The organism is Peribacillus acanthi (assembly GCF_003073175.1).
Classification (GTDB): Bacteria; Bacillota; Bacilli; order Bacillales; family DSM-1321; genus Bacillus_BN; species Bacillus_BN acanthi.
In genome coordinates, this window is the sequence record NZ_QBBX01000010.1 from 22,589 (window position 1) to 46,663 (window position 24,075).

Sequence of the window (24,075 nt, forward strand, 5' to 3'; positions counted from 1 at the left end):
GCTGCTTTGACTTGCTGTAAATCTCCATCTAGTAAATAAACGATGGCCCCACTTGCACCCATCCCTGCGGCAGTTACGCCACATAATGCAGAAAGTCGACCAAATTTTGATTTGATATGAATAGTAATTAAGTGACTAAGCGCAACCGCTCGAATCATTTTTTCCTGTGAAACCTGTAGCTTTTCAGCAACAGCTACAACGGGAAGTGTAACTGCTATTCCTTGATTCCCACTTCCTGTGTTCGCCATTACCGGAATGGTTGAACCAGCCATTCTAGCGTCTGACCCTGCAGCTGCTAATGACATAGCGGCAGTAGCAATATCATTGGAAAGGATCCCTTTTTTAACATTTTCCTGTATCGTTTTCCCTACTTTTAATCCGTAATCGCCAGAAAGGCCTTCCAATCCAATAACTCTATTAAGGTCAATACTCTTTTTTACCAGAGATAACTGGCTAAGTTCAACCTCTTGAACCCAATGATAAATTTCATCTATTGAAAGTGTTGTTAATTCTTCTTCGTCAGATTGAATACCAATATTTTCGCAACCACCCTGATACGCAATCTTACCATCTACCTCAATTAATGTAATATTACTATGATTATCAGAAATGACCACCCTACTCGTGTTCACATCGGTTTTTAGAATCACTTCTATATATAGTCGTTTCGATGTATCCGCTTGCCCTGTTATTACTTTGCCATCTTCAATGAGCATTAACGCTAATTTCTCATCTTCAACATTCAGGTCTTTCAAGACTTCAAGTTGCTTATCCGGGTCTCCTGCTACTGCTCCAATTGCGACAGCAAAATCTAGACCACTAGACGACATTCCAGGGATCCCAACGGATTTAGCATTTTTAATAATATTCCCACTAGCTTTAAGACTAATTTCTTCTATATTACCCTTTGCATAGCTTTTTGCCGTTGCTGCTGCTAATGCAATCGCCACAGGCTCGGTACAACCGAGGGCAACCACAAGCTCTTTTTCAATAATAGCTAATATTTTATGCTTCTCCACGCTGTTCCACACCCACTTTATGGTGACAGGCACCACCCGAATTTTGTCGAATCATTGTTATTACTATTAATAATAAGAGGACATTTGTCCATGTACTGTGCTTGACTACTCAATAAGATATTACCATAGGTGTATGGTTTATTGGGGGACTTTCTTATATTAATGTTGGTGTAATATTTACTATTCAGGTGTTTGTTTTGATAATATCAATTCCGCTATCTTAAGATGTTTTTCTCTGTAATTAATCGTCAATTACTACAAACTTTCTTATCTGTTTTTATCATTTTCTTTTTAAACTTTTGACTGAAGCCTGTCAAAGTTTTACGTAATAGTTGACTGAAGAATAGTAACTTACTTGTTGTAATAGCAACAGAAAAGGACCTACAATTTATGAGGTCCTTTATATATCGATAATTTATAAGGTTATTTTACAGAAACTATTATAAAACGAACGGCTATTGTTCCCTAAATAAGCAGGAACCCTCTCTCATCTTTATGGTTGATTCCAAAATAATGTTGAAGCAAAAGGAATAACAGCAGATATAAAAAACAATAGTGAGTTACCGATAATTCCGGCTGCTTTCAATCCACCTTTTGCCTTAAAGGCAACTAAAATTCCCACGAAAGGAAGAATCATCACCAGTAAAATCATCATAGGACCTGAAAGTACGGCAACTCCAGAAACATTAAACATCGACACTACATAAATTAAGGATGATACCAAGAAGATCAAAACTGATAATAAACCATATTTTTTCATTAGGATACCCCCACCCATTCTTCCTTTCCATTATATTACACCGACCCACATTCTTCCATTTATATATTATATTCCCCTAAATATCCATATAAAAAAACCAGACACCTAAACGATGCCTGGCACTCAATCACTATTATGAAGCCTGTTGCTTACTAATTTTTCCTTGTTGCTGTGGAACGATCATTCTCTCTTTCCCCATCCATATTATCGAAATAAATCCTAATGCAATTGGTATAAGTGTCCACTTGAAAGTGGTTGAAACGGATAATGCCATTGCATCTGTTATATGCTGAAGTACTTCAGGCGGAATTTGTGCCCTGCCTTCCGCTGTTAAAAGGGCAGTTGAATTGAAATTTCCTGAAAAGCCTCCTGAACTTCCAAGCACATCTTGCAAGTTGCTCTTTAATAAATGGTTTTGAATGGTACCAAAAATCGTGACACCAATCGTCATTCCTAGTGTTCTAAAAAATGTGTTCGTTGAAGTAGCGATACCTCTCTTGTGTGGCTCGATATTATGTTGAGTTGCCATGCTCAACATTGAGAATGAGCATCCCATACCAAGACCAGCAATCACCATGTAAATGGTAAGGATTGAACGTGATGTATTGACATCAATCGTGCTTAATAAAAGCATTCCTATAAAAAATAACGCTACTGAAACAAGCATGATGCCACGATAGCTGAATCGCCTAACAGACTGTCCTGCCACCTGACTTCCGATAACCGAACCGACCATCATTGGAATCAAAATGATACCAGCATTAGTTGCTGTTCCTCCGTATACAGATTGTACGAACAGCGGAATCAACACTGTAGTAATAATAAAAGCCGAACCATAGAAAAACGCTACTCCTTGTGTAGCTGCAAATAGTTGTCTTTTAAATAATCCGAATGAAATGATTGGGTCTTCCACTCTTCTTTCAATTACAAGGAATAACCCAAAGCATACAACAAAAATAGAAAATAACCCCATGATTGAAGCCGAAGTCCATCCATATTCATTTCCAAGCTCCAATGCGAACATTAAGCTTACCACCGAACCGATCAACGTTAATGCTCCGAACCAATCTATCTTAAGCTTACGAAGCTGTAGGTTTTCTTTATAAAATTGGCTGATTAAAAATAATGAAATAATACCTAATGGCAAGTTGATGTAGAAAATCCAACGCCAATTGATTTCATCTGTAATAAAAGCCCCTAATAAAGGACCGAAAACACTGGACAGTCCAAAAACTGCTCCGAATAATCCTGTCATTTTTCCACGTTTTTCTGGAGGGAAAATGTCAAAAATAATCGTAAAGGCAATCGGCATTAACGACCCTCCGCCAATTCCTTGAATCGCACGGTAAATGCTTAGCTCCACAATACTTTGTGCCATTCCGCAAAGTGCAGAACCAACCAAAAATATGACTAATCCAAATAAATAAAATCGTTTTCTTCCATACATATCCGATAATTTACCGAAAATCGGCATACTGGCCATCGTAGCTACTAGGTAAGCTGAAGTTACCCAAATGAATTGATCGAGTCCTTGTAGTTCCCCTACAATGGTTGGCATTGACGCAGAAACAATCGTGTTATCCATGGCTGCCATCAGCATCCCTAATAATAGACCGGTCACGACAAAGCCGACTTTACTTTCTTTTGAAACCATAAATACCCCCCTATTCCTCATTCTTTAATTTTTGGATTTCATTTGGAAACAAAGTATTCAAGTCATTTATAATGCTTAAAAACACATACAAATCCTCATCACTATACTTTTTTAAAAGCTGTGAAAGAGAGGTGCGCAACGGAATGAATAATTGACGAATTTCTTCGTTTCTATGTGTTAGAGGCTGAATAATGACCCTTCTACGATCTTCGGGATCATGGACACGTTTCACCAGCTCCTCTTTTTCAAGACGATCAATCACTCCAGTAATGGCACCGGTTGTAAGATTCGTTAATATAGCTAGCTGACCAGCAGTAATCGGACCAGTTTGATTTAATAAATCCCTGCATTTTAAATCCGTTGCATTCAAATGTAGCTTAGCTGCAATCCCTTCATTGAATAATACATTAACGGTACTAAACCTTCGAATTTCCTCAATTAGACTTTGAACGAATTCATCATTTGGTAATGGCTTTTCCGCCATTTTTTCACTTCCTTTTATGTAGCAATTATTTTAGTAAATAAATATCTTAGTTACTAAGATAAATAGTAAGACGGATGCTTGATTATGTCAAACATATAAATCAGTGCTAGGCAACATAAAGAAATATGTTGTCATACGGGGCTTGGCACTCGATTTAATTTGGTTGAATTTGTCGAAAATCGATATATGGCTATTTTCGATTGTATTTTTTGAGTTTCGAATGTATTTTTCCAGGTTTCGAACGTATTTTGCAAGAATTAGAATTAAATCCTTCAGAATTGAAAATAAGTGTTCAGACACTCCCAAAATACAAAATGGATATTGGGAATCAAGTCAATATTAATAGTGATTAGTAATGACTTGCGTAAAGTATCCTAAACTTCCAGAAAACCCTATGTGTTTTTGACTTTTTTCAATCTAAATTGTAAAAGGATGAACCATTTTTTGGGTTCATCCTTTTTACTATCTAGATTCTATTATGGTCAGCTTTCCAACTCTGGATCGCCATTTTAATTTGTTTTGGATTCAAATTTTCATTCACTGCTCTTTGAACGAGCTTGGGCAATTCTTCATCCTCTGCAAATCTCAATGCCACAATTTGCCCCATGCTTAGTGTTGAATCAAGCAGCTTCCCCGTCAGCACAAAATGTCGCAAATTCTCTTCCGCTCTAATCGCTCGATCCTGAGCTTTTAAAGCATAAAGTCGTACAAGTGCTGCGGTAATTCCAAGTCCGATAACGATTAATAGCATTACAACAGATGATAGATTTGCTGAACGAACCACTCCTATGATGGCTCCAATGAGAGCAGCTAAAAGAATAATCGTTAATACATAATGATAAATCGGATGCATTCTCGTGTGATTTGCATAGTTTTGTTCTTTCATAGTTTTCTCCCCATTCCCCTTAATTGTCTATTCCCACTTAAATGTATAGCTTGCAATGAAAAAAGCTCCCACTAACCAACATCCTAAGATGAGAGCCTCTGTTCCTAGGCTCATAAAAGATGCTCCTACATTCATCGTTTCTCTTAGTGCGTGGCTTAGATGCGCTATTGGTAACACGTGAACAATGGGCTGCAGAAACTCAGGCATATTTTTGATTGGGAAAAATACCCCACCTAAAAATAACATCGGGAAGGATAAGAACCCTGCAATAGGTGCTGCACTTTCTGGAGTTTTAGCGATTCCAGCAATGATGAATCCAATTGCCATGAAAGCTAGTGTACCTAGGATGACAAAAGTTATTAACGTTAACCATGAACCTCGTACTTCCACACCGAATATCAGTTGGGCAACAAGTAAAACGATTAAAGCTTGAAGTCCATTCAATATGAGCCTAGCCGTGATTTGTGCAGCAATGAATGTTGAAGCTTTTAGTGTTGTTCCTTGCATCCTTCTTAAAATCCCACGTTCTCGCCATGCAGCAATTTGTCCAGCAACACCATTCATATTGTTACTCATGATCATCATTGCTACGATTCCAGGAACTAAGAAGTCTATGTATTTAAGGTTTAGCGTTTCAATTCCTTTTGCCTCTGTCACAACAACAGGTTGGTAGTCGACTTTCTCTTTACTAATTCCATCGACTACATTGTTTACTAATTGAAGACCCACCTGAGAAACAGCAAAATTGGTTTCATTGTAGTAGACTGGAATGGAGACTGGCTCTTGGTTTGTAGCCTTTAAACTCTCCTCATAGCCTTTTGGAATAACCACAATCAATTGGCTGTCCCCTTTTTTCAACTTATTTAATGCATCTTTTTCATTTCCTTCTTTTTCCACATCAATAGCTTCATTCTTCTTTAAGGAAGTGATGAATTGCTTAGATTGTTCACTATGATCCTCGTCAACAACACCAATCGATAATGAGATGCCATTCCCACTTCCTAAAAATGAACCTAGCATAACCATCAAAAATATTGGAAATGCCAATGTCCAAAACAAGACTTGACGATTTCGAGAGAAAATTCGTAACTGTGTAAGTGTTAGTTGCCAATAAGCTTTCATCCTTCTCTCAATCTCCTTCCAGTCATATGGATAAACACATCTTCCAATGTCGCTGTTCTTGTTTGTAAATCCTTTAATTTCAACTGTCTTTCAGAAGCCATTTCAATCAAACTGGTCAATGTGATTTGCATATCATCTGTATAAAGGATATGGAGATCATTTTGACTTCCAAGTTGTTTTACACCTTCAATCTCAGTCAAATCTGCTTGGACTGTTTCATCCTCGAATCGAAACTCTACCGCACTGTCGGACTGAAGAGACTTTACGAGCTCCATAGGGGTGTCTAAAGCTATTAGCTGTCCTTGATCCATGATAGCGATTCTGTCGCACAACACATGGGCTTCATCCATATAATGTGTTGTCAATACAATCGTTTTACCCTTTTCTTTTAATTGAAGAATAATATCCCAAAGTGTCCTTCTTGCTTGGGGATCCAAACCTGTCGTGGGCTCATCTAGGAAAATAACCCATGGATCATGCACAAGTGCCAGTGCAATCGCCAATCTTTGCTTTTGTCCACCGGAGAGACCTTTAATTCGACTATTTCTTTTATCCGTAAGGAGCATATCTTCAATTAATTCCGGGATTGAAACATGCTTAGGATAGAAGCTTGCATATAATTCAAGAATTTCTTCAACCTTTAGTAGCTCAAAAAGAGTAGTAGACTGAAGCTGTACTCCGATTACCTCTTTCACCTTATTCAGTTGGCTTTTAATATCAAAGCCCCCAATAGTGGCAGTACCATCATCGGGTTTCCTTAGTCCTACCAGCATTTCTAATGTAGTTGTTTTCCCAGCACCATTTGGACCTAGTAAACCGAATACTTCTCCTTTACGCACTTGAAATTCTACTCCTTTTACAGCAGTAAAATCTCCATACTTTTTCACGAGATTTTGTACTTGAATAATTACCTCATGCGAACTCATCTTTCACACTCCACATCTATAATTACTACCATCTTATCACTATGTTAGAAAATTATCCTGTTTAACCAAAAGAGAAAAATTTAAAATTTCTTAAAAATAAAAATTGTAATTTTTTTAATTTCTGTTATTATTTAGAAGATTTGTGTACATCACATTAATTTCCAAGGGGTGCATGTTATGAAATATAAACGAGTATTACTTAAATTAAGCGGTGGAGCATTGACCGGGAAAAACGGAGATAGTTTTGGAGTGGATAACCTTGAACACATTACAGACGAAATTATCTCTTTAACTTCCTTGGGAATGGAAGTGTGTATAGTCATTGGCGGTGGGAATATATTCAGAGGAAATTTATCCGAACAATGGGGAATCGACCGCGTTGAGGCTGATAATATCGGAACGTTGGGAACAATTATCAATAGTTTAATGCTCCGTGGTGTACTGAAATCAAAAGTGAACAAAGAAGTTCGTGTCATGACTGCAGTGCCCGCACCATCAGTTGCTGAACCTTATATACGTTTAAGAGCCGTGCATCATTTGGAAAGAGGATACATCGTGATTTTTGGTGGAGGTAACGGTCAACCATTCGTGACAACCGACTACCCGAGTGTCCAACGTGCGGTAGAAATGAATTGTGACGCATTATTCGTAGCAAAACAAGGAGTAAATGGCGTGTATACGGCAGACCCTAAATTCGCAAAAGATGCCAAGCTGTACCAAAGCTTGAACTATGAGGATGTCGTCAAGAATGGAATTAAGGTCATGGACCAGTCCGCACTATTACTTGCAAGGGATTTTGGTCTTCCAGTACACATCTTCGACTTCAATGAGGCTGGTGCCATGCGAAGAATCAGCTTAGGAGAAGAAATTGGTACAATAATAAGTGATCGAGAGACAGTTTTAACTGCTGAATAGAGAAACGCGTGTCAGTACGAGTGGTAGCTGACACGCAATTATTTTTTTCTACGAAAAATTAAAAAAATTACTAGCAACCCTACGACAACTAGTAAACTCCCAAACCAGTAAATTGCACTCTTATTAGAAGAGACATTAACTGATTTACTATCATTTCCTTGTAAATATTTTTCATAAAAAGAATTGCTTTTAGCTATCCCTTCTTTAACTTTTCCATTGAAAATATTGACCATACCATTTGGTCCTCCAACAGGAACTAAGTAATCGATTCCTTTCGCCTTTTCTAAAAACAAGAGAAATAATCCCCCTTTTTTTTGAAACTCCTTAGCCCACGCAACATCATAGAAGTCTATTCCCACCGTAACGGGATTGGTGACTTCTCCTAGAAATACTTCCTGTACATTAAATTCATAGCCATGTAAAATCATATCGTCTTTTTCTGGCCGACTAGAAAAGTCATATGTCCCTATTACTACCACATCAGCCCTCTCAACCACTACCTCCGGCTCTAATTGCACCCAACTTGAGGCAATAGCGTTCGAAGTAAATATTAAAAATACCGAAATAACCAATCCAAAATAGCATACTGTTCGCATAAAGACCCCATTTTTACATTTTTACACTTTCATAAACCTAAAATTTTATAGCGGTTGTGACTGTATCCATAGCCAAACAAAGGACCATTTATTATTCCCTTGTTGATTTAACCATTCCATAAAAGCTGGTTTAGCTAATCAAAGTATATTTTCATTTTTTGGTATAATTGATACATATGTTAATTAAGCAATAGCAATGAGGAGGAGAATGTAATGCTGCAATCTGTTATTTTTGATATGGATGGGACTCTATTTCAAACAGATAAAATATTAGAGTTGTCACTTGAGGATACTTTTAACGTTTTACGGTCACTAAATTTATGGGATACAAGTACACCTATTGATAAATACCGTGAAATAATGGGTGTTCCATTACCTAAAGTTTGGGAAGCTTTGTTACCTACCCACTCTTATGAGGTAAGAAAACAAACGGATGCTTATTTTCTAGAAAGGTTAATCGAAAACATAAAGAGTGGAAAAGGTGCTTTATATCCAAACGTAAAGGAAATTTTCAGTTACTTAAAAGAAAATAATTATTCAATTTACATAGCAAGTAATGGACTAGTGGAATATTTACAAGCAATTGTGAGTTATTATCATTTGGATAGTTGGGTTACAGAAACCTTCAGTATTCAACAAATCCAAACGCTCGATAAAGGTGCTTTGGTCAAAAATATTATAAAAAAATACGACATCATAAATGCTGCAGTGGTCGGCGATCGTCTATCTGATATTAATGCAGCTAAGGATAATGGGTTGACTGCTATTGGATGTAATTTTGATTATGCCCAAAAAGATGAACTCGTTCACGCTGACTTTGTAATCGATGACTTAATTGAGCTAAAAGCAATATTACCAAAGATTGAAAACATAGCATCTTTTTGAAGTATCTTTAATAAGAAAGCAATTAGCCGTTTCTTTAATGAAATGGCTATTTTAATATTTCACGGAAATATTTCACTGTGATGATGTTTGAGATCTGACAAGCACTGTGGAGCATTTGATTGATCTCTTCAATAGCAAAAAAGCTAACGAAAACAGCCTTTCACATTAATTAAGACCATAAAAGAGCCAGTAAACAAAGACATAATCATTCCATGTTGACAGGCTCCACCAGGTAAAATATGTATTTTGTTATTATTAGTATATCATATTATATTTCTGTACAATTATTTTGGGGGACTTTTTTTGGATAGATTGTTGATATTTTAATTACCTCTCCGTGTAGTTGTTTTATACGGGGAGTAATAGGAACCGAGTCTACAGACAAAAAAACTCATTTGCATTAAAAGGATGCAAATGAGTTTTTTTGTCTGACTATTAACTATTATTCTTAAGACTTTGAAGAATTTCCATCATATGAATATCTGCAACATCTTGAGTAATGCAGGTTTTAGCAACAACAGCTTTGCCTTTCACGGTAATATCAATTTCTATTCAAGGAAGCACCTATTACCGAAACATCATTCAATGTCATATTCGGATAGTACCCAGTTAATATTTGATCAAATCCCCAACCCAATTTTAAACCAAGGTGAGATGCCCCATATTGACTCATTCCGACACCGTGTCCATTTCCACCACCGAAGAATGTCACACTAGTATCTTCGCCTATTTCGAAATTAAAGAATGCAGAAGGAAGAATCGTATAGTTGTTTAACGGTGAATTATAATCAGTACTTCCAGTAGTCGCACGGTGCAATACTACTGGTCCACCACCTGTATATGTAGATGTTGGTCTAATTGTAAATCGAATATTGTATTCCTTTACAATTTTATAGGTTCCTGTAGAGCCTTCAATAACGAGCTCCATAATATTGCCGCCATCACCACGTTTTTCAACGTACATATTTTTAAATTCTCCAATACCTTCAGCTGGGATTGGGAGGCTTACAAATTCACCAGATGCATTTTTTGTTAGTACGAAATTAGGGTCTGCAGCTTGTCTAGCGCCAATATTTTTATTAATGGTATTTGATAGTTCTTCTTTAGATAATGTTACTTTCCATCTAAACCATGGAGACGTTCCATCATATCCTGTGTGTGATAAGGTTTTATAAAAGTTTAGTATTTCTTGTTCGTTTGATGTATCTATTTCTAGCATTTTACTTTGATCATTAGGATCAAACGTATGACTTTGTGCTAATAAATATGGGACTTCCATGCCTGGGAAAGATCCATTAGCATCTGACCAAACTTGGTGCTTGGATGCACCATAACCACCAGATGTAGAATAATATCTAGCATCTACTATTCTTCCATCCTTACTAAGCATTATAACTCCTTTAGTCTCTTGTACCGCTTGAGAGGTAAGTGCATTTTCTGCTGAATTGTTATAAACCTGGCTCATTACACTGTCTAAAACATAATAGCCTTCTGTGGCAAATCTATCTGATAAATAATCTCCTAAAGCATACGTTCTCGCTGCAACAGACTGTGCCTTTAAAGCGTTTAGCCCGAAGGAAGCTGGCATTTCACTTGGAACTACCTGTAATAAGTAATCTTCTAAATTCACTTCATTTATTAAGTTAAGCTTATCGCCGGTTTCTGATGCTGTTATTTCAAAGAAGCCTCTATACGCTGGCCCTTCAGGCTTTGTAGTGCTCGGTCTAGTAATACTGCCGATTGCGATTTTACTAGATTTATCTGTAGAAACATAGAGTCTATTTTTCGAAGTATGTAATTTTGTATTATCATCCTTTGTTACTGTAATCTCATGAGTATTTGGTTTAAATGTAATAGATTCATTTGCACCAATCGTAAATGTTACATTTGCAACTTTATCAGTAATACTAAGTCCTGTTGGCGAACTCATCTTTATTAATTCATGGTCCGTTGATACAAAATTAGTTGTCATTATACCAACTCTCATATTTTTAATTGGAGTTTGGCCATCGATAAAGATTTTTGTTACTTGTTTCTTATGATTGACTATAACAGTGATATTTTCTGCACCGACTCTTACATCATTAAGTGATTTGTGATAAAGTTTTCTATCTACTCTCTGATAAACCTTATAATTTTTAGCAAGTTTAAGAACTCCTTGAATCTCTAATTCTATGGATAGTTTAGATATATCTTTTGCCATGATTTTTTCTGAATATTTATCCCAAGAAGATTTTGCTTCTACTACAGTAGATTTTCCAGAATACACCCCTGGAAAAAGTCCAGAGATTAATAGAATGATTGTAAAAACACTAATAAACCTACTTACCCTCTTTAATTGCATGATTCTCCTCCTCAATTAGCTTAATTGACAACGCTTCCATTTCCCTATCCAAAAAACTACAAAAATGAAAGATTATGTTATCTACCCTCCTTTTTCCTATTTTAGTAATTTATTATAGAAAAGGTGTAAGCGTCAACATAATGTTAGAATTTTCTGATTTTTCATACTTTAGAAGTGGAACTAAAATTATTCTAATAGGTAATTTGTCATTTTATGTTTTCATTTTAAATTGGGCAAGCTATGAAAAAAGGAGGGATTTGTGTGGCTAAGAGAAAACGCAGACCACTTATACCAGAAGCTAGAGATGAATTAGATAAACTAAAAGTAAGGGTGATGAAGGAGAAAGGCTATATAACCACTGCAAATGAGCCCGATCAAATTAAGTTTGAGGTCGCAGATGAGCTTGGAGTTCCTCTTAACAAAGACTACAACGGTACATTAACCTCTAAGCAAGCAGGGGAAATTGGCGGGCAGATTGGTGGCAGTATGGTAAAAGAGATGATTAACATGGCGAAAAAGAATTTAACAAAATAGGCTTTAGATTGATGAGTTTGGTAAAAAAATTGGCTAATGGGTAAAAATGTAGCCCCAGTTCCTTTTGTGTTAATAGAACAATATCATTTGGTAAAAAAATCTTGGGGTTTGGTAATAAAGATGGTTCGTTCGGTAATAAAACAGGTACGTTCGGTAATAAATGCATGGTGTTCGGTAATAAAGTTCATCCAGCCTCGTATTTTCTAATCAAATTGAGATCCAAGTGTATTTTCATTACTCTTATTTTTACTTATCTTTCAAATTACTTTTACATCACATTAATCCTTTCTTAAAATACAGTCCATATAATGAAATTGTAATAGAAATACTCAGTCAGGGAGGAATCTTAATGCTTACTGATATTTATTATGAACTGAAAAACTGGTGGGTTAACGGATCAAGCTTTGTCATGGAAAATGAAGAATTTGAGCGACTTGAATCCAAGCATACTAGGGTACATTTCGATGTGGATATATATGAAATTATCCGTGTTCGTTAAATATTTTAAGCCTTCGAATTCGAAGGCTTTTGTTTTTATATACGTGTTTAATAGCTACTGCATAAATACAAGACCATTGCTTTTAGATATAAGTTGCTTCAGCTTCTATACCAACTATCATGTTATTTTGACGAATTCCCCTAGGAGTTGTGCCAATTTCTCTATAAATGCAGGACCATTTCCATACATATCACTGGCGATTTCCCCATTAAGATGTAAGAATGCATCTAGTATAACTTGGATATTACAATCCCCGTTGCCACTTAGTATGACTTTAAGAATCTTGTAATGGACTTGTATTACTTCTTTTTCTCCTTTTTACGACCTACTTTTATTCTATTTTCAAAGTGTAACCTTTGTCCTTTCATTTGAATATTATGTAAAAGATGTTAGGAAGCACCTGACATCACCTTGGCCGACTTTTGATAGTCGGTCTTTTTTTCTCGAATATAATCCCTTCCAGTTCGGTACAAAGATAAACAATAGATTTAGTCCTTATCCAAATCATTATCAAAAATGGATGGTTTACTATATTCCTTTATCCCTAACTGTCTTTTTATCTCACTTAACTCTTTCAATATGGTGTGAGTGTTAAGCCAAGCTATAATTGAAGCAAAACAAGATATAATAAAGAATATTAGTATTATGATATGGATTTTCATTTTTTTCTCCTTTTATGTTTAGTAGTATTCCAAACTTTTTTGTGATCAAAGAAACTCCCATGTGCACCTTACCTTTTAATCTTTCAAGTATTGCAATCGATTTACTCGATTACGATTTGAAACCTCTATTTAAGTTTACATAATATTATTACAGTACAAAAAAGAGCTGCGGGAAGCAACTCTACAAAACACTACTTATTTCCTTTTTTTTGCATCAGAAAATAACTGATTCAATTCCTTCTGAAACTTCTTCGTCTCGTCCGGTGAACATGTCTGGTCCCCATACCGAACTCGATCATATACTTGTTTGATATACTCTTGATCAGTTTTAGAAACCCTTTTTATCCATTTAGAAAAAGCCTCGCCTTTATTCCGGGAATGTGGTTCTTTCAGCTTCTTCTCCCATTTAAAAACCGCCTTACGAATTGGATTTGTAGGTGGTTTATTCATTGTACCTAAACCTAAACTTGTCATATATAGCATTCCTGCATGCTCTACAGCCTGATATTCTCTAATATATTCAACTCTTTTCCTCATTTTTCTGTATAGATAAATCAATACCAGTCCCGCAATAACTGAAAGTATGATGATTGGAATGATGCTGTCATACTGTGCTTCCTCTTTAAAAAACTCATTCCATTTGTCCATTTTTTTCAGTTCTACTGATTCATTCATATTACCTTTTATCGTTAATTTAGGGAAAGCGATCAAAAGCAGTTCTACTAAATAACCAATTGGCAATGAAATTAAATGAACTATCATGTAGAGAAGCCATCCCAATGCCTTAAAGCCAAATGGCAACAAAAAATACACAGCAGCACTTAATAATATGGTCGTTCCAATCATTGCAATACGGTTCCATGCTACGCGGAAAGTCGGACTTTCTACAAGCACACCAAGGATTAAGATGACAATAAATAAAGCAATCTCCGTTATTCGTGGCAGAGAAAAGAGATTCAATGCTGAATATAATAATGCAGCAATAGCCATCCAAATCCTATGAAAATTTTTCACATAAGAATCCCAAAAAAGTAAATAGAACGTCAAAGTAAGGACTAAGCTTTGTAAGACCGAAAACGGCAGTAATCCCCATAATATAAAAAATTGAATAATGGAAAAAAACTGCTTTCTACCCTTTACTTGACTATTCCTCAACCCCCATTTTGCAGCTAAGCTAACAAATAAAAATAGTACAAAAAAGAGAATTTGGTCTTCTTTCATAGAAACTAAGAAAAAAAGAAAAAATATGGCGGAATTAAAAAGAAGCTGCATCCGAATTACCTCCTGTTAACTCACCATTTTCATTCACAAAGATTACATTTCCTTGTAATGCTCCAGAATGGTACGTGTCTCCTACAATGACAGTTACGACAGAAGGTGATTTATTAGTCTCGATGTAATTGTAAAATGCAGTTTCCTTTACTAACATCCCTGCGTTTGAAATCTGCGCAAGAGCTGTTAAGCAAGTTCCTACATGTTCTACACCTTCCTTCATACTGATGGTAATAGGCCTGCCTTCTTTAAAAAGATTGATAAAAACTTCAAAAGGCATTTTCTGCTTTGCAGCGTATTGACAAAGAAATGCGGTATAGGATATGAAGTTTTCCATCTCTTTATGGAAGGAATTTCTATGCCTCGAAGAAAGGTTTAAACAAATGGTCATCCCATTATGAGTCACGCGATCATACTTTTTAGAAACAATACTCTGTGTTTTTAAAGACGCCTTCCAATGAATTTGACGGAAGCTTTCCCCTTCATATGGCTTTATACCAGAAATAGATGCCTCGTCCTGAAAAAAAGAGAAATTTGTCAGTTGGCTTCCTGTTACCATTTTTTGAAGTGCGTTAATATTCTTGACTGGCTTAATATGTGGATACACTAGGAATTCAGTCTCCAATTTTTCTATTTTTGGAATAAGAACCCTAGATGTACTGAACCAGTCGTAAAGAAGGATTTCAAGATTCTCTATTCGGTATAACCCTCTCTTTTGTGGAAAGAGTTCAATTTCCCACTGAAGCGACTTTTTCGGTGGTGCAGAAAAGTTTAAAGTTGTAGAATTACTTAATTTCTTAATTGCATCTTCTGAATTTTCCTTTTCGATGGATTGATCGAATGTTAAATGAATCTCTCCATTTGGTATCGTGATTTTCGATAAATTTAATATTCCAAGTTTTAATGTTACTCTATCTCCAGGAAACAATCGATACCGTTTTTTATCCTGCAAGAGATGTAAATAGTTTGGAATATACTTGGTATAGGCTCTTATCAACAATATGTACAAATAGTAAAAAATAAAAGCCGCTATCAAAAATTCTTGCTTCAAAAACAATACGAATAAAAAAATTGGGAGAGACAGCGCAACCATACTCTCTTGAAACAGAATTTTAATATCTATGTAATTCCTATTCATCTAGCAATCTCCACAGGAACATCCACCGATGCTGCAATATCATTGATGATATCTTTACGGTTAGCGGTTAGTGAACCTTCCATAGTTAAAGAAATACGGTGAATCGCAATGTAAGGGAACACAAATTGAACATCTTCTGGAATACAATATGAACGATCCTCGAATAAAGCTTTTGCTTGAGCAGCTCTCATCAATGCTAAAGTTGCACGTGGACTTAATCCTTTTTCACATAGGTGACTGGATCGCGTCGCCTCAACCAATTTTAGAATGTATTCTTCAATGGCCTCTGAGACATGTATACTTCTCGTCTGCTTTTGCAGCTCTACTAATTCCTCAGTTGTAATGCAAGCCTCTAATTGATCTAACGGCTGTTCTTCCCTAAACAGGCGCATAATTTGCTTTTCCTGTTCCTTTGATGGATACCCTACTGGAATATTAATTAAAAAACGATCGAGCTGCGCATCTGGTAAAGGAAATGTACCTTGAGATTCAATTGGGTTCTGAGTGGCAATAACAATGAATGGACTTGGCAATTTTTGAGTTTCTCGATCAATTGTCACCTGACGCTCTTCCATTGCTTCCAACAGGCTCGACTGAGTACGAGGCATCGCACGATTTATTTCATCCGCTAATAGAATATTCGTATGTACTGGACCTAATCGTTTTTCAAACTCATTTGTTTTAGGATTAAAGTATTCAATCCCAGTCACATCCCCAGGAAGCACATCAGGCGTAAACTGGATACGTGAAAACGAACCACTCATGCTCTTAGCTAACGTTTTCGCTAATAGAGTCTTCCCTGTTCCAGGCACATCCTCTAACAAAACATGTCCGTCAGACAATAACGAAACAATTACTAAATCTATTACTTTATCATTTCCAACAAATACCTTCTGAATATTACTCTTTAATTTTTTAATCGGATTCATCATCAAACCTGCTTTCTTCAATTTAGGTAAAAATAGGTAAATTTATAATACCATAATATTCTGACAAAGTCTCTAAGTCAGTTATTTGAAAATAATGAATTTGTTTGCTATAAAGTAATACACAACTGTGGTTTTCACCGGAAATCAATCCAACAGAAATTTCTAACCTAATTCGTTGTGCGGACTTTAGATATTGGCTAATATAATCTGAGGATTCAATTATTAATCATCAAATACAATAGGCGTAGCAGCGTAATTTTTTTCCATTAATATACTGCAAAGCTTCCTTTGTACATGTACTAGCAAATACTCCCTAAAAAAAATCCTCTCAGACATCTAATCTGAAAGGATTTTTAATTAATCTTTATTTTGTTTTAGCAACATCTATAATACGGCCTTCTACTTTAGCATCTACTTTACTATTAGTCTGTAAGAATGCTTTAAACATTTCATAGTCAACGAAGCCAGGCTCACTTACACGACCGTCTGCATATGCCGCTTTGAATACGTTATAGCCATCTCCACCTTTAGCTGTAAACGTATTTGTTGCAACTACATAGGAAGAATCATCTGCAAGTGGAGTTAATGTACCATCAGCATTTTTCACATTCACTTCTACCACTCTCTGACCTGCTGGCTTACTGCTATCATACTTAAATGTCATTCCAGAAACTTGTAAGAAGCCTCCTGAAGCTGCAGGAGCTTGACTAACACTATGCTCAAGAGCTGTTTTGATTTCAGAACCTTTTAAATTCATAATTGCCAAAGAGTTTCCAAAAGGCATAACAGTTAAGATTTCACCAAGTGTAATGTCACCCGCATCAATAGAAGCACGAATTCCACCACTGTTTGTTACCGCAATCACTGCTTTAGGATTAATCGTTTTTGCTTTTTGTAGCATTGCATCTGTAATAAGGTTTCCTAAATTAGATTCTTGGACACGAACAATTTCGCGCGTTCCTTCTAATTTTTGGACAGCTTCTACATTAATCGATTGACTTTGAAGTGCAGCAATTTTGTCGCTATATGGTTTTAACATTGCAAGTGCTTCAGGATCATCTTGTTTTTTAGAGATATCAATTAGTGCACCAGCATGACCAATAACTTTACCTTTTTTATCAAACTTAACGTCTAATGTTCCTAGGTAAGAACTATATTCTCCAGCCTGTACGATAACTGTAGGCTCTTCTCCTTCTTCAACGACTACCGGTGCATTTAAAACAGTGTGTGAGTGTCCACCGATAATAACGTCAATTCCTTCAACTTTCTTAGCTAATTCAAGGTCGTTATCAAATTCTACATTATCATCATATCCAAGGTGAGTAATTGCGATGATTTTGTTGATACCTTGTTTATGGAAAGCTTCAACCGCTTTCTCAGCTTCAGCAAGGTAATTCTTGAATTCTACTTTTCCTGGGCTAGAGATTTCACGTGTTTCTTCAGTAGTTAAGCCAAAGATACCGATTTTTTCACCTTCAACGATTTTTACCATTCCGTTATAGATGTTACCATCTTGAGGATAGCTAGCAATTGTACCACCTTTAACCATTCCATCAAATAAAACATCTTTAGAAAAATCTGTATTTGCACTAATTAACGGGAATTTCGCTTTTTTCACGAATTCCGCTAATGCTTTATGGCCCTCTTTACTTGCTCCTAAATCAAACTCATGGTTTCCGAAAACCATAGCGTCGTATCCTAAATAGTTCATGAATTCTAAGTCAGATTGACCTTGAAACTCGTTAAAGTATAGTGTTCCTGAGAATACATCTCCAGCATCTAATAAAAGAGCGTTAGGCTTATGACTTCTAACCTCTTTAATAGCTGTCACTCGTTTTGGTGCTTTTTCAGTATGGGAGTGAACATCATTTGTGTGCATGATAGAAAGGTCAAAATCTTTATTCTTTTTAGCCATCGCTGCTTTATGTAAAAGTACCGCAACATCTCCTCGTAAAGCAGGCTTAGCTACTCCAAATTGAGATTTAGAGATTCCGATTGTAACTCCATTAGTAAACAATGCTTGAACTGCTTCGCTATATAGTTCATTAACATCTGTAAAGGAAAGCTCAGTCTTGCCTTTTAAGCCAAAACCTTTTTGAATCCAAATGGCCAACTCACCACGAGTCAAAGGTTGTGAAGAGCCAAATGAAGTTGTATTTTTACCAGAAATAATATCTGCTGCTTTCAAAGCATTAACTGCACCTTGTGCACGTTTAGGAACATCCTTAAACCCTGAATCTGGAGCATTATTCGTATCCAACTCTAAAATATTGGCTAAAAGGATAGCCGCATCTACTCTCTTAATCTGTTGGAATGTACCGAATAGAGTATTTGAAACTCCTTTAGCACCTGCCGAAATGACAAAATCAACTGCAGCTTTTTGCTTTTGTGGAACATCTTTAAATCCTTGCGCCGCTACTGGAGTTACTACTGATGCAGCGACTGCTAGAGTAGTAGCAGTTGCAATAAATGAACGACTAGTTTTAGAAATTTTCTTCATCAAATTAATCTCCCACCATTTTTATTATAGTTTTAAGTAAACCTATGATTCTTTTAAAATATTTACAGAATAATACCTAACCAGGGTAATTATAACAAAATTTTGTCACAATTCGTGATAAATTTACAAATTATTTAAAATTCTTAACAATATAAGGTTTTTGTTAGATTTACAAAAGGTACTTGGAAGGGTTTTGAGTAAGGGAATGGGTGTTTGTATAGAGATTTTGTCGAATAATCGATAAAACCGTAATTTCGAAAATAAATCGGTCCCTTTTGCATGTAAAATTCGATTTTTGAATGTATTTTTGCGACTACGATTTTAAATTCTGAATTTCTGATCATAATCTCATTGCTCATCCCAAAACACATGAATTTGACCATACATTTTATAGATATAAAAAAAGACCTCCATTTTAGGAAGTCTTTTTATTACACACTTATTTTTTTTGAAGAAAAATTTAGCTTTCCGATGATAATCACTAAAGCTGCAAAAGCTAGTGGGATAATAAAATGAATATTCGGATGAATATTTGCTAAAATTTGACCCACTGCCTGATCTTTTAGCATCATTTCCCCTGCCGTATATCCTAGTAGCGCTGCACCGATAATAATGATGATTGGGAATTTATCCATGATGTACATAAGGAAGCTACTTCCCCATATAATCAATGGAATACTAATCAGGAGTCCAATAATAATAAGGATGATATCTCCATGTGCCACTCCAGCAACTGCCACTACATTATCTAGGCTCATGATGATATCCGCAATTACAATTGTCTTAATGGCACCTAAAAGTGTTGCATTCCCTCTAATTTCTTCTTCATCCTCATCTTTTAGTAAATTCACTGCAATCCAGATGAGCAATAATCCTCCAATGAAGTTTAGAAAAGGAATCGTTAACAGATAAACTGCGACGAAGGTTAATAATACCCTTAAAACGATTGCTCCAAGAGTACCAAATAATACAGCATTATTCTTATAGTGTTCTGGTAAATTTCTACACGCCAAGGCTATGACGACTGCGTTATCACCACTTAAAACAATGTTAATAAGAATAATTTCAAGCAAGTTAAGTACTAAAGCTTGGTCCATTTTTTGATAGTCCCCTAAAATTTTTTTGCCTATTGGGCTTTAAAATATTTATATTCAGAGACTATCGATGACTTGTCTTTAATTTTTCCAAGCCCTCTAAGTTTTCTTTCATCAACTTAGCGATTTGTTTAGTATCATCGGTAGGAATTTGTTCGAGTTGCTCAATCACAAGCTTTTGTCTCTCGATTGAGTGGTTTTGGCTTAATTTCCATTTACCTTCTATTCTATTGATTTTGATTTTAAACGGGACAATTCCTTTACTTAATCCAGCCATATAATTCGGGTCTACATTTTCAAGTTTGTAAGGACTCGTAGGTAATTCGTATTTGGAAACAAGGTTGTGAAGTGCTGACAGGATTTCTTGTTCATCCTTCACTATTTCGGCTTGACCATATACATGAATCGAAACATAATTCCACGTTGGGACCGTATCGTGTGTTTCATACCACGATGGAGAGATATAACAATGAGGTCCTTGAAAAACGACAAGTACCTCTTGAGTCTCGATATCTTTCCAATGGTAGTTCGGTTTCGCGAAATGTCCGTAAAGCTCCCGTTTTGTCCTGTCGACTAACAACGGTAAGTGAGTAGCATAAGGACCTCCGTTATGTTGGGAAAAGACCGTTGCAAAGCCATTTTCCTCTATGAATTGAAAACTAATTTCTTCATCATTGATTTTATAATATTTCGGTATGTACATGGTTCAGCCTCCATTCGTATTTTCGATTTTAACAAAATCTCATACAATCTATATTTCTCATAAAATCATTTTGTTTTTATTAAAGCAAATTGTTCATATAGACTCTTTTAAAGCAAAACCCATGTCTACTTACTGTGTGTTAACAAATCATTTTCCTATTACAAATTCACGTTTTATTATTTCAATATTCTCCTTATGACATTCAGAAGTGAACTTGGAGGGATAACGCATACGTTTTTCAAACTCTCCTAGTGCTTCTATATCGTCTTTTTGAACAGCCTCAATCATTTCATCCAGGTAGTTTTCTGAAACCTGGATTCTATCTTTGATTTCATCCGTTTCCTCTGTAGTCTGACCATGACCAGGTACAAGCACTTTAATGGAATGCTTCTGTAAAATTTGCTTTGACTTTTGAAGAGTCTCCTTATAGGAAGTGGCACTATCATAAATAAAAGGCAATTCAAAATCGGACAGATAATCCCCGCTAATCCAAATGCCCTCTGGTTCTATGATGGTAAATAGCCCATCATGAGAATGCCCAGGAGCTAGATAAAAGGTTAATGTTGAGTCCCCAAGTTGAAGTTGTTGTCCATCCTGTTCAATGACAATATCACAAACTGGGAATTCTATTGGATAGTACCGATCAATGTAATAATTGTTATCAAAGTCCTTAATTAAGTTTAATTTCCGCTCTTTATCAGGATGTTTTTGTAAACCTTTACTTCCGATTATTGTTGCATCTGAAAATGCTTTGTACCCAATTATATGGTCAAAGTCACCGTGGGTAAATAAAATGTACAGTTCACGATTGTTCCGGATCTTATGTACAAACTCCACGATTGCTTCAACTTCATTCGGAAGCCAATTTGGATCGACAATCAATATGTAACTATCTCCTTCCACAACTGTAGAGGTAGTTTTGAATAATGCACTTTGAAAAACTGTTAGATATTGTTTTGAAAATTGAATCATGTGAACCTACTCCTCTATTAAACTAAGTGTTTGCCCTTTTTAAAATTGACCAATTGCTAAAACAACATAAATGTATCTCGATGTATTTGATTTTCTAAAAGGGTCATTATTTAAAAGGAATTTCCCTTTTATGGGGTCAATGGTCACGGTTCATTTTGTCGAAAAATCGATAAATTATGATTATCGATTTTTTTTTTCCGCTTTCGTTGATAAATTTCTGTTATCGATTTTATTTCACTCATAATTGATTTTATTATTTTGGGATGTGAATTTCCAACCACTACTTTTCCATATTTGTAGATTTTTTCGTGTTGAAAATCGGTTAATACGGCATTTTCGAATGTAAATCCCATGCCCTTATTGCTCAGACCCCCTACAAATGCAAAAACTTGTAGAGAATTCTCTACAAGCCCATAATATTCCCTACTAAAACTCAATTCCTTCAACCGCAGGGATTCCTTTGTCATAATAATGCTTCAATGGTTTCATTTCTGTGATTAAATCGGCCATTTCCATGACTTTTTCGTTTGCTGACCTACCAGTGATAACAAGGTGCATTCCTTTTGGTCGTCCATCAATGGTAGTAAGAATGTCTTCGATAGGAATCACGTCATTCACCGGAAAGCTTTCAATTGCTAAAGCATTGTTCAGTTCATCAAGGATTACTAAATCGTAGTTTCCACTCATGATTTTTTCTTTTGCGAGCGCCCAGCCTGCTTTTAATGCTTCACGGTGTTCCTCTGGTGTTTTTGTCCATGTAAAACCAACACCAGTTTGATAATTCTCAATGCCTAATCCATCAAAAATGACTTTCTCTCCGTACGATCGGCCTGGGGCTTTAATGAATTGGATAAAACAAACTCGTTTGCCCTGCCCTTTTGCTCGAATTGCAACCCCAATTGCTGCTGTTGTTTTTCCTTTTCCGTCTCCTGTATAGACTAGAACTAATCCTTGTCCCTTGTTTGTCATGTCTGTGATTCCCCTTTCACGATGATTGGATGAAAATGTTGTTTCGTTGCTTCTTTAATTGAATCTTCATAATGACTGTCATACGAAATAATGGCACAAGTTGCTGGTCCACCTGACTTTTCAATATCAAGGGCACATTCAATCGATCCATTTGAAAAGTGGCGAAATTCCTTCGCAATCCCTTTTGATCCAACTGGAAGGATTTCATGTATCCCCGGAGTTGCCAATAAGCGCTGAAATAGATTTAATGGTAAAATCTCAATTCCTCTGCTTAGAACCTCCTCCCCTACCAACGGGGAGCCAATCACAGCAAATGATGCATTAGCTGGAGTCACATGATTCCGGACTTCCTTCTTATGCATCTTCCCGACAACCATCACCCCAATGGCCGACTGAAGCATTGGAAAATTCGATTCGGTGCTACCAGTAAGAGTCATTCCTTCTATTCCAGATTGGATACAAATCTCTGCTGTAATTTTTTCAATCGTCTCCCAAACTGATGGATCAATAAAGTTATGAACAACGACTGATATAGGTGCTGCACCAAACGCCATGCATTCCATAAGTGCTACTCTTAAAGCAAATTTATAAACCACTTCATAATCCGCTTTTACCACATCATACTCTTTCAAGCCTACCCCTGCAGAATTATCCACTGCAAGTACCAGCAGTTCTTCATCTGAAAGTGGGATACTTTGAACGTCCCTCATCCTTTAACCTCACCAGATTCCACATAGCGAGATAAAATTGGACTGGCTTTACGAATTAGAATATATGCACCCACCAAATTTATCACAGTGCCCACCAGCAAAGGAGTCAGCAACGTGTAATAAAAAGATGGGTTGATTAAGAAATAAAACGGTAGTGGAGCCACAAATGCATTTCCTATTAACATGACTACAAAAGAAATGACCTTTACCTTCCTATATAAATATCCAAAAAGCATAACGAGAAGAAACATCTCTAGGCTAATCAATACATGGAACATTCCGAGTGGAAATCCTGCTAATAATGAAGACAAAATATGCCCCATCGCAGCTGTAATACCCCCTGCTACTGGACCAAGCATTACCGCAGCGATCAAAGCTGGTAAACTATCCAATGCAATGCTTCCAATGAAAGCAGGGATTTTTATCATAGCTCCGACCGTAGATAAGGAAATAAACATTACAGTCAAAACAGTCTTTTTTAATTTTATATCTGTCACTGTGC

At 36.1% G+C, this 24,075-nt stretch carries 23 protein-coding genes; 4 read left to right on the top strand and 19 right to left on the bottom strand.

The genetic code is table 11. The annotated features are described in order from the left end of the window. The 7 genes from DBX25_RS11555 to DBX25_RS11585 form a co-directional block, all read right to left on the bottom strand. Positions 1-1,019, bottom strand: a 1,019-nt coding sequence (locus tag DBX25_RS11555) for an L-cysteine desulfidase family protein (protein ID WP_240620261.1), incomplete at its 3' end; no start/stop codon positions are given. 493 nt (positions 1,020-1,512) lie between these two features. Beyond that, complete coding sequence (locus DBX25_RS11560) at positions 1,513-1,779, bottom strand: hypothetical protein (protein WP_108670960.1); 267 nt, start codon at positions 1,777-1,779, stop codon at positions 1,513-1,515. A 133-nt stretch (positions 1,780-1,912) separates the two neighbouring features. Further along, entirely contained in the window at positions 1,913-3,433 is a 1,521-nt protein-coding gene (locus DBX25_RS11565) for an MDR family MFS transporter (RefSeq protein ID WP_240620262.1), read from the bottom strand. A gap of 10 nt (positions 3,434-3,443) precedes the next feature. After that, entirely contained in the window at positions 3,444-3,917 is a 474-nt protein-coding gene (locus tag DBX25_RS11570) for a MarR family transcriptional regulator (RefSeq protein WP_108670962.1), read from the bottom strand. A 466-nt stretch (positions 3,918-4,383) separates the two neighbouring features. Beyond that, positions 4,384-4,803, bottom strand: coding sequence for a DUF6526 family protein (locus tag DBX25_RS11575; RefSeq protein WP_108670963.1), 420 nt, complete (start codon positions 4,801-4,803; stop codon positions 4,384-4,386). A 27-nt stretch (positions 4,804-4,830) separates the two neighbouring features. Then, on the bottom strand, positions 4,831-5,925 hold the full coding sequence (locus tag DBX25_RS11580) for an ABC transporter permease (RefSeq protein WP_108670964.1): 1,095 nt from the start codon (positions 5,923-5,925) through the stop codon (positions 4,831-4,833). Beyond that, positions 5,922-6,851, bottom strand: coding sequence for an ABC transporter ATP-binding protein (locus tag DBX25_RS11585; protein ID WP_108670965.1), 930 nt, complete (start codon positions 6,849-6,851; stop codon positions 5,922-5,924). Before DBX25_RS11585 ends, DBX25_RS11580 begins: the two co-directional genes overlap by 4 nt. Positions 6,852-7,028: 177 nt before the next feature. Here DBX25_RS11585 and pyrH point away from each other — a divergent pair, with 177 nt between their 5' ends. Beyond that, positions 7,029-7,766, top strand: coding sequence for a UMP kinase (gene pyrH / locus DBX25_RS11590; RefSeq protein WP_108670966.1), 738 nt, complete (start codon positions 7,029-7,031; stop codon positions 7,764-7,766). 38 nt (positions 7,767-7,804) lie between these two features. Here the strand turns inward: pyrH and DBX25_RS11595 are convergent, their stop codons facing one another. Further along, complete coding sequence (locus tag DBX25_RS11595; protein WP_108670967.1) at positions 7,805-8,362, bottom strand: hypothetical protein; 558 nt, start codon at positions 8,360-8,362, stop codon at positions 7,805-7,807. A gap of 213 nt (positions 8,363-8,575) precedes the next feature. On the opposite strand from DBX25_RS11595, the gene DBX25_RS11600 reads away from it, so the two are divergent. Further along, a complete protein-coding gene (locus DBX25_RS11600) occupies positions 8,576-9,247 on the top strand; it encodes an HAD hydrolase-like protein (RefSeq protein WP_108670968.1) in 672 nt (223 codons plus the stop codon). 541 nt (positions 9,248-9,788) lie between these two features. Here the strand turns inward: DBX25_RS11600 and DBX25_RS11605 are convergent. Next, positions 9,789-11,591, bottom strand: a complete 1,803-nt coding sequence (locus DBX25_RS11605) for a SpoIID/LytB domain-containing protein (RefSeq protein ID WP_108670969.1) — start codon at positions 11,589-11,591, stop codon at positions 9,789-9,791. 261 nt (positions 11,592-11,852) lie between these two features. On the opposite strand from DBX25_RS11605, the gene DBX25_RS11610 reads away from it, so the two are divergent. Both DBX25_RS11610 and DBX25_RS20620 read left to right on the top strand, forming a co-directional pair. Next, the gene (locus DBX25_RS11610; RefSeq protein WP_108670970.1) at positions 11,853-12,125 is read left to right on the top strand and encodes an alpha/beta-type small acid-soluble spore protein; all 273 of its coding nucleotides are present in this window, start codon (positions 11,853-11,855) and stop codon (positions 12,123-12,125) included. Positions 12,126-12,474: 349 nt separating this feature from the next. After that, a complete protein-coding gene (locus DBX25_RS20620) occupies positions 12,475-12,624 on the top strand; it encodes a hypothetical protein (RefSeq protein ID WP_157950953.1) in 150 nt (49 codons plus the stop codon). An 857-nt stretch (positions 12,625-13,481) separates the two neighbouring features. On the opposite strand, the gene DBX25_RS11615 is transcribed toward DBX25_RS20620, so the two are convergent. The 10 genes from DBX25_RS11615 to DBX25_RS11665 form a co-directional block, all read right to left on the bottom strand. Beyond that, positions 13,482-14,558 (bottom strand): hypothetical protein, encoded by a 1,077-nt coding sequence (locus tag DBX25_RS11615; protein ID WP_108670971.1) that lies wholly within the window; start codon positions 14,556-14,558, stop codon positions 13,482-13,484. Next, a complete protein-coding gene (locus DBX25_RS11620) occupies positions 14,542-15,696 on the bottom strand; it encodes a DUF58 domain-containing protein (RefSeq protein WP_108670972.1) in 1,155 nt (384 codons plus the stop codon). The genes DBX25_RS11615 and DBX25_RS11620 overlap by 17 nt, the downstream gene beginning before the upstream one ends. Next, positions 15,693-16,628, bottom strand: a complete 936-nt coding sequence (locus DBX25_RS11625) for an AAA family ATPase (RefSeq protein WP_108670973.1) — start codon at positions 16,626-16,628, stop codon at positions 15,693-15,695. Before DBX25_RS11625 ends, DBX25_RS11620 begins: the two co-directional genes overlap by 4 nt. A gap of 361 nt (positions 16,629-16,989) precedes the next feature. Next, positions 16,990-19,125 carry a 5'-nucleotidase C-terminal domain-containing protein gene (locus DBX25_RS11630; RefSeq protein ID WP_108670974.1) on the bottom strand — a complete coding sequence of 712 codons (2,136 nt, stop codon included), beginning with the start codon at positions 19,123-19,125 and terminating at the stop codon, positions 16,990-16,992. Positions 19,126-19,556: 431 nt separating this feature from the next. Then, entirely contained in the window at positions 19,557-20,222 is a 666-nt protein-coding gene (locus tag DBX25_RS11635; RefSeq protein ID WP_108670975.1) for a TerC family protein, read from the bottom strand. A 61-nt stretch (positions 20,223-20,283) separates the two neighbouring features. Further along, positions 20,284-20,922, bottom strand: coding sequence for an FMN-binding negative transcriptional regulator (locus DBX25_RS11640; protein ID WP_108670976.1), 639 nt, complete (start codon positions 20,920-20,922; stop codon positions 20,284-20,286). Positions 20,923-21,069: 147 nt separating this feature from the next. Beyond that, positions 21,070-21,894, bottom strand: coding sequence for an MBL fold metallo-hydrolase (locus tag DBX25_RS11645; protein ID WP_108670977.1), 825 nt, complete (start codon positions 21,892-21,894; stop codon positions 21,070-21,072). A 426-nt stretch (positions 21,895-22,320) separates the two neighbouring features. Continuing rightward, complete coding sequence (cobO, locus tag DBX25_RS11655) at positions 22,321-22,863, bottom strand: cob(I)yrinic acid a,c-diamide adenosyltransferase (RefSeq protein ID WP_240620263.1); 543 nt, start codon at positions 22,861-22,863, stop codon at positions 22,321-22,323. Further along, positions 22,860-23,573 carry an ATPase gene (locus tag DBX25_RS11660; protein WP_108670980.1) on the bottom strand — a complete coding sequence of 238 codons (714 nt, stop codon included), beginning with the start codon at positions 23,571-23,573 and terminating at the stop codon, positions 22,860-22,862. Before DBX25_RS11660 ends, cobO begins: the two co-directional genes overlap by 4 nt. Then, positions 23,570-24,070, bottom strand: a complete 501-nt coding sequence (locus DBX25_RS11665) for an ECF transporter S component (protein ID WP_240620264.1) — start codon at positions 24,068-24,070, stop codon at positions 23,570-23,572. The genes DBX25_RS11660 and DBX25_RS11665 overlap by 4 nt, the downstream gene beginning before the upstream one ends. Positions 24,071-24,075: the final 5 nt, after the last annotated feature.